At 45.0% G+C, this 7,233-nt stretch carries 9 protein-coding genes and 3 pseudogenes; all 12 read right to left on the reverse strand.

Annotated features, from left to right (window positions below; all coding sequences use genetic code 11):
- Nucleotides 1–99: 99 nt before the first annotated feature.
- Nucleotides 100–525: pseudogene (locus H6G17_RS31745) on the reverse strand (GMC family oxidoreductase N-terminal domain-containing protein); the annotation flags it as partial.
- Nucleotides 526–551: 26 nt separating this feature from the next.
- A complete protein-coding gene (locus H6G17_RS31750; RefSeq protein ID WP_192162655.1) occupies nucleotides 552–1,124 on the reverse strand; it encodes a cupin domain-containing protein in 573 nt (190 codons plus the stop codon).
- Between the two features lie 191 nt (nucleotides 1,125–1,315).
- Nucleotides 1,316–1,738: a Rid family hydrolase gene (locus tag H6G17_RS31755; RefSeq protein ID WP_192162657.1), complete on the reverse strand. Its 423-nt coding sequence runs from the start codon at nucleotides 1,736–1,738 to the stop codon at nucleotides 1,316–1,318.
- An 88-nt stretch (nucleotides 1,739–1,826) separates the two neighbouring features.
- Nucleotides 1,827–2,225, reverse strand: a complete 399-nt coding sequence (locus H6G17_RS31760) for a RidA family protein (RefSeq protein WP_192162659.1) — start codon at nucleotides 2,223–2,225, stop codon at nucleotides 1,827–1,829.
- A gap of 79 nt (nucleotides 2,226–2,304) precedes the next feature.
- The gene (locus H6G17_RS31765; protein ID WP_192162661.1) at nucleotides 2,305–2,709 is read right to left on the reverse strand and encodes a GFA family protein; all 405 of its coding nucleotides are present in this window, start codon (nucleotides 2,707–2,709) and stop codon (nucleotides 2,305–2,307) included.
- 56 nt (nucleotides 2,710–2,765) lie between these two features.
- Entirely contained in the window at nucleotides 2,766–3,359 is a 594-nt protein-coding gene (locus tag H6G17_RS31770; RefSeq protein ID WP_192162663.1) for a nuclear transport factor 2 family protein, read from the reverse strand.
- A gap of 147 nt (nucleotides 3,360–3,506) precedes the next feature.
- Complete coding sequence (locus H6G17_RS31775; protein WP_192162673.1) at nucleotides 3,507–4,250, reverse strand: SDR family oxidoreductase; 744 nt, start codon at nucleotides 4,248–4,250, stop codon at nucleotides 3,507–3,509.
- Between the two features lie 30 nt (nucleotides 4,251–4,280).
- Nucleotides 4,281–5,210, reverse strand: coding sequence for a hypothetical protein (locus tag H6G17_RS31780; protein WP_192162665.1), 930 nt, complete (start codon nucleotides 5,208–5,210; stop codon nucleotides 4,281–4,283).
- Nucleotides 5,211–5,353: 143 nt separating this feature from the next.
- Complete coding sequence (locus H6G17_RS31785) at nucleotides 5,354–5,677, reverse strand: P-II family nitrogen regulator (RefSeq protein WP_192162667.1); 324 nt, start codon at nucleotides 5,675–5,677, stop codon at nucleotides 5,354–5,356.
- A gap of 136 nt (nucleotides 5,678–5,813) precedes the next feature.
- Nucleotides 5,814–6,275 (reverse strand): cupin domain-containing protein, encoded by a 462-nt coding sequence (locus tag H6G17_RS31790; RefSeq protein ID WP_192162669.1) that lies wholly within the window; start codon nucleotides 6,273–6,275, stop codon nucleotides 5,814–5,816.
- A gap of 350 nt (nucleotides 6,276–6,625) precedes the next feature.
- Nucleotides 6,626–6,769: pseudogene (locus H6G17_RS31795) on the reverse strand (IS1 family transposase); the annotation flags it as partial.
- 153 nt (nucleotides 6,770–6,922) lie between these two features.
- Nucleotides 6,923–7,233, reverse strand: a pseudogene (locus H6G17_RS31800) (hypothetical protein); the annotation flags it as partial.

Raw genomic sequence — 7,233 nt, forward strand, 5'->3', positions numbered from 1 at the left:
TACACAACGTCAACCACACGTTGTACAAAACTTTTTTCGTGAGAAACATGTTGCTTACTCCGCTGCCTAAAACTGTTCACCATTCTATGCTCTGGTTAGTAACTCTCCATCAACCCCGTGAAAGTCGGAAGCACCATGTTGTTGATGCTCAGATTTCTTGAAGTATGGCAAAACATTTTGGTAGCTCCAACCAGGATTACCTAATTCCTGCCAGCGATCGTAATCGCGAGGATTGCCGCGAATGTAAGTCATGAAATTAATCGAACTACTGCCACCCAAAACCTTGCCATGAGAACAAAAAATTTGGCGGTTATTTAGGTAGGGTTCTGGTTCGGAGAAATAGCCCCAGTCTACCTCTGAACCTAGTAGATTGAAGCATTCTGCTGGGATTTGAATTTCTGGTTTGGTATCTGGATTGCCTGCTTCAAGCAATAATACAGTTGTTTGGGGGTCTTCGGTCAGACGATTGGCAACAACGCAGCCTGCCGAACCTGCACCAATTACAATGTAGTCATATTCAGTCATGATATTCTCGCTTGTAAATTTAGCAGTCAATGACTCCTAGCTTCTCGCGGCACTCCAAAGCCAGGGTAGTGAGGTAATAGCTCCGCCGTCTCGGCTGGGGTCAGAAACTTGACTCTGTACTTAGCAGCTAGCTCGATAACTTCGTTAAGCTTCGCTAATGCGCTAGCTGGATCGGAGTCCGCATAAGTGGCTGCATTTGTAGGCACTTCCATGCTGGTAGCCGGACTCGACATGGCTTCAAAGTATCCGTCCAGACCGCCTGGTTGCACTAGGGCGAGAAAACGGATGGGCGACAGGAAGTAGAATGCGTGCGCCTGCATCCGAGGCAGGAAGACTGTTTCGCCTGCCCGCACGGTTCTCACCTGACCCATGCAGTACACCTCTAGCTCGCCTTCCAAAATGTAAAATACCTCATCCTGTTCGTAGTGGAGATGGGGCGGTGGCTCGGCTCCTGGTTGCGTCCGAATCTCCAGAAGCAAGAAGCGGTTTTCGGTTTCAGCAGACGAGACGAGAAAAGTCATCAGACCGCCCATATAAGATCGGGTCGTTTCCGTGACCGCGCTACGAACGAAAAAATCTGCTAGCTGATTGGCTATCAATGTATTAATCTCCTTTGTTGATGTTAAACACGAATTTCGGAAATCAGTTGGTCACTCACTAATGAGAGTGCAGTATGGCGAACACTTTTAGCCAAATGTCATTTCTACAGAGTCATCTCAAGAGAGGGTTTGCGCGAGAAATTAGTGGATGTTATCCATACCCCGCTCTCAGTAGTAATTCCCTGATGGTTCTAAGTGATGGACGGCAAAAGCACAACCGCTCGAATCTCTAGGATCAGCCCTTCAATAGCCAGCTCGGTTATACCGATGGCTGTCCAAGCTGGGTTCCAATCGCCAAAAAACTTCTTTTTCTCTGTACTCACCAGCGACATGTATTCCCGCAAGCCGACATGATAGGTTGCGATCTCGACAACATCTCGCGGGCTGGCAGGAATCGCCTTAACTATCTCTTCCAGATTAGCAAAGGCACGTGCGATCTGCGTTGCCGCATCGTCACTCACACTACCATCTTCTTCCACCCCAACCTGACCAGAGATAAAGGCAAATCTGCCAGATGCTGTCACGCCAGGAACGTAATCAAAAGCTTCATAAGTCGCTTTGTGATGGGCGGTTTCAATCCATTGCGGTTGCATGATGTCATATCCTTTTTTCATTAAACAATTAAATTTTTGAACTGATTAGGCATAACAATGTATTGAATTCCTTTGTTTGTGTTTAACACAAATTTAGGAAATCAGTTGGTCACTTAAGTGCTGCTGTTGCCTCAACTTCAACTAATGTTTCTGGAGAGGCAAGTGAGGCAACACCGATGCCAGTAATAGCAGGGCGCGATTCTGCCAGAAATTGCGCGAGTATCGGTGCAATCTTCTCAATAAAATCTCCAAGTTCACCACGAACATAGATGCGAAGGCTAAGTAGATTCTCTACGGAGCTTCCCGCTGCATCTAGGACGACAGTTAGGTTAGTTAGCACGTTCTTTAGTTGCCCCTCGACAGTATGGGATGAGACTTGATGGTTCATGTCCCAGTCAACTTGACCAGAAATGTAAACGATACCCGATGCAGTATCGATAACGGCGTGGGACATTCCGAATGGTTTTCCATTATAGAGTTGCGGCGGATTAATCAGTTGCTTTTTCATCTCCATTAGCTAATTTCTATTAGTTCAGAAGTGTTTTGGTCAACAAATAGGACTATTTGCGTTTTGGTTGATGCGATCGCTAAAGGTGTCGAATTTCATCTGGCACAACTTCCCAGCGATCGCTTCGCCCATCTGCATATCGAATTGGGACTGAAATCAACTCTTGCGGATCTATTTTGTCCAATGCAGCAAGTTGAATTCCTAAATATTCACCGCCGATCGCCTCAGCATAGCCACGTGCAAATGTTCTTACCCCACAATGCCGACAAAACAAATGGTGCATATTCTTTCTACCGAATTGATAGTCGCTCAGTGCGTCTTCTCCTGTCAGCAGACGAAACGCATCGGGCTTGATTATTGCGTTCCAGTTTCTTGTTTTGGTACAGATAGAACAATTGCATTTGTTCGTTCCAGCACTTAGATCGATTTCAGCCTCAAACCTCACTACACCGCAGTGGCAGCTTCCTGTATATGTTTTCTTCATCTGTAAACCTTCAACCCCCTAACCATCCTCAGAGGGTCGAGTTTAGGAGTCAGCACTTAGTTGCTACTACTAGCGCGATCGATCAGTTCGTTTGAAGGTAAGCTCGGATCGATCGCCTTCCGCGCACTTTCAACACCCACAACGGGCAGCTTACCAGGATCGAGTAATCCGATTTGAACCAATACACTCGCTTGATCCCAGTAGATATGTTCGTGAGCTAACTTGCCGTCACGGAACTGGACGATCGCGACTAATGCCACCTCCACCCGTTTTCCTGTTGGAGCAATGCCAGGTAGTATCCAGTCCATCCGAACGGTATGAGTGAACTTAACTACCATTTCATCGACAAGTTGGTCAGTCCCAATCGTGCGCGAGATCGGGGTCAACTCCATGTCTGGCGGCATCCGTGGAATGAAGTATTTGTCATAAAACTCCCGCAGTGCTGGTTTCCCTACTCCTCCAGTCATTACCGGAATATCGTTAACGTAAGCATCCTCAAGCATCGTGGCGAGGGTATCTTCAGTGTTGTGAGTGGCAAATTCGTACCCGACGTGTTCTTCCCAAAGATTTTGCAAAAACTCTTGGGCTGGTGTCAGGTTGGTAGTTACCTGTAAAGAAGCTTGTTGGTCTACAGTTTGCTCTTTAACCATTTGGATTCTCCTAGTTCTATCTAAAGTGTATTGAGTTCTAATACTTGACTTCTTTCAAATTCTTACAACGATTTGTCAGATTCTTAAGGTATTGCACTAGAAGCAAAAGTCAGAACATTCTAGCCGCTTGTAACCTGCGATCGCCTGTTAGCTCGCTGTGTATCCACCATCAACAACAAAAGATTGTCCGGTGATGTAGCTTGCAGCATCAGAACACAGAAAAACCACCGCTTGAGCAATTTCTGCTACCTGACCGATGCGACCCATTGGAACGATAGGTGCAACATCATCAGCCGTGAACCCCAGGCGATCGATCATCTCAGTGGCAATCGCTCCAGGATTCACGGCATTAATCCGAATCCCCTGTTTGGCATAGTCGAGAGCAGCCGATCGCGTCAGCCCCATTACCGCGTGTTTGCTGGCTGTGTAGGGAGCAGTTCCTGGATATCCAATTAAACCAGTAGTGGATGAAGTATTGACAATCGCACCCGCTCCTTGCTTCAACATCTGTTGAATTTCATACTTCATGCACAAGAACAGTCCCCGCACGTTAATTGACATGATTGTGTCAAAATGCTCAATCGATTGTTCGTGCAGGAGTTTGAAAGGAGATTCGATCCCTGCATTGTTAAACCCACAATCGAGTCTGCCATAGGTCGCGATCGTTTTCTCCACTAAAGCTTGAACCTCTGCTTCATTGGTTACGTCTGAGTGGACATATAAGCATTCAGCGCCCGTCTCACGAATCATTTTAGCGGTTTGTTCTCCTTCTGCATCGCGTCTGCCTGAGAACACCACTTTTGCACCCGCAGCACCCATTGCGATCGCAGTGGCTCTACCAATGCCCGATGTCCCTCCTGTAACCAAGGCAACTTTATTTTTAAGCATCATCATATTTACCTCCTGTAACTACGAACAAATTTAGTTTTGAAACAGCCTCGTAGCGTGATAGCAAACTTTTTCTCGTAGGCGATAAACTTCTTTGGTTGTCATGTTTAATCGAGTCGCGATCGCTTGCTGTGACTGTCCTTGTAAGTAAAGATTTAACCATTTGACCGCAAGAAAACCCAACTTTTGCTCTATATATTCGGATAGCTGCTGTTTCACCTCCTCGCACTGTTGCTGTTGCTCGGTTACGTCTTGTTGTTCGTTGTATTGCTCGATCGCCTGTGCATCTAGCAAACTCAAGGTGCGATCGCTATCTTCCCAAGAAAGTTGGGCAACAACAATCCGAATCTTCCTACTTCTGGGGACTTTTGTTATTCCTCCAGAACCAAGACGGCGCATATAGTTGATGAAGCGATGAACGATCAGCGGTTGACTGCGAACTGGTCGCAAGCAGTACTCTTCTACAGTGGCAAATAGTAAGGCATGACGCAGACGCAGATCGTCGGTGCAAGAGGCGATCGCTTTTATTTGCTGTTGTAAGTAGCGATCGCGTAGCAGCAAATCTTGCAAAAACTCTTGTAAGACTTCAATTGTTCGACGGCGGCGATCGCGGCTGAGGGCGATCGTCATACGGATTTTATTTTGTAGGAGCGCCAAACTATTCAATCGTTTCAAGAGGCGACGATAAGATTGTTCTGGTGCTTGTCCTAGATAACGATGTTTTAAAATTCGATAGCGGTATGCTATTCCTTTTTGCACTAGTTGCAATTGCTTTGGGTTGAGCTGTGTCAAACGTTCTGGATTGTTTTCAAACAGCCAGCAAACAATACTTTCTCTAGTAGCAACACTCAGATTGGCATAGTCAAACGCCAATTGCCAGCGCCAAACTCGGACTAAATCTTCTACTGTAGCGTGCTGATTAGTTGAAAATTCTGCCTCTAAAGGTGATGTAACAACCTGCATTTGCGACTCCTTATGATTATAGATGCTGCTAATTCCAACGTTGCCGGACAAACAACATTGAGTTTGTGATTTTTCGCGATCGCACAGGAGACAAGTCGATTATCTTGCTTAAGAGCAACTACACCCTATCTAAAAAAGTAGTCTCACACTGGTGCAGGACATGACCGAATGGCTTGCTCGACGGGTGTAATGAAAATTTTGCCTTCGCCAAGTTTTTCAGTCTGAATTACGTCCGCAATCTTGCCTACGAGCAGATCTACTTGACTATTTTCTACGATAATTTCTACCTTGAGTTGGTATCTCAAATCTACGGTAAACTCTACACCGCGATATTGTTGAATTTGTTTGGTTTGGTAATTGTAATTACGTATTGTTGAAACTGTCAGATCTACGACCTCGACATGGGCAAGAGCAGTTTTCACTAACGCAAAATTTTCAGTGGGAACGATCGCTTCAATCTTTTTCATTTTCTTCTCCTGAGATGACATTACTACTCGACAAATTATTGTTGTATAGAACGGCGTTGTTGCATAAAAAGGCGGATGGGCTAACGTAGTAGGTTTTATTTACTGAGACATGATGTACTACTTCTATCTCACCTGGTTAACATAAGATGGGTGAAACTTTCCCTTGCAACACCGCTAAATCTTCTGCATCCAGTTCTACTGGAATTCCGTTGTAAATCAGTTCAGCAAAATCTTCATTGGGTAGCATGACTGTCAGAGTGTACAGACGGCTTTTTCCTATGTTCTCAACGGTATGAGTGCCTGTTGGAGGCACCACAAGGCTGTCTCCCTCCTGAATCAAAACCGTCTTACCATCACAAGTTGCTCGTCCTTCTCCTTTGAGGACAAAAAACAGTTCTGTAGCATACATGTGTCGATTGGGAGGAGTTTTGCCACCAACATCAAATATTTCGACACAGCAGGTAAATGAAACACCATCTCTAAGCGGATCGAAGGCGATCGCCAACTTATTACTGGAATCAGGACTAATCCGATAAACCTGGTACTCCTTAGGAGACTTAGCAACGGCAATCATGCAGCGAGAATCAGCCCTTGTCATTGGTTGTTTCCTCCTAGTTTTTGTTTTTCGTTTTCGCGTGGTATTGGTTTATTCACTTCGCGTTCGGTAAGGACTTTTGGTTCTCCAAAGTTTGTTAGCACCATAGCTTTCATAGGATTAACTCTCAGTAGCAAATTCTCTTCGTTTTATCTGTCTGAAGTGTACCCAGTTCCAATGCTGGGCTGCTTTCAGATTCTTACAACGATTTATCAGATTCTTATGATGTTCTTAGATCGATCGCGATCGTTTTCATAGGCGATCTCTAATGTTCGATACGTGAACGAAATGTTGTAGCAAGTGTGTGGATGAGTAGACGAATATTGGTAGTGATGTGGAAGTAGTGGTGAGGCTCAAACCCTGCTCAGATGGGCATTGTAGCCATGAATGAAGTCCCAAATCGCTCCAATATGATTGTTCAACTTTTCGGAGAATGATAGACTTTCTCTTACTAGTCGAGAAACCCGTTGTCTGAAGGTATTATTTAATCGTTCAACTGAGATCTTGCACTATTCTCAGCAAGGGGTTACCAAAGTCGCCAAAATCTGGAAGAAAGGGCGTAGGAATAATTTGAGTTGACGGTTATGGAAACCATCGTCGAATACGCCCAAGGGCTGAATGGCACTAAGAACAGCGGAAACAAATACCAATTAAGCAGTTTGCAGTTGCTTTCGTAATTCATTGCGAGGTTTGGTCATCAAGGGGTAAATTTTGGGACGACGTTTACGAACTCGTGGTTCATTTCTAGCAGGACGAGAGGGAACAGCCTTGTGAGCAATAACTTTGAGTAGAGTGCGATAAATTTGAGAACGCTGTGTGGAATCAGCAGCTAATAAGACAGAAATAAAATGGATTAAATGCAGAAATGTTGAATCCTGAGACAAATCTTCATATAATTTTTGATACTTCTCTGTGAAAAGAGAATCGGTCAACATTTCACGATCTTCTCCATCCAATGAAC

Source organism: Chroococcidiopsis sp. [FACHB-1243] (assembly GCF_014696895.1).
Classification (GTDB): Bacteria; Cyanobacteriota; Cyanobacteriia; order Cyanobacteriales; family Chroococcidiopsidaceae; genus Chroococcidiopsis.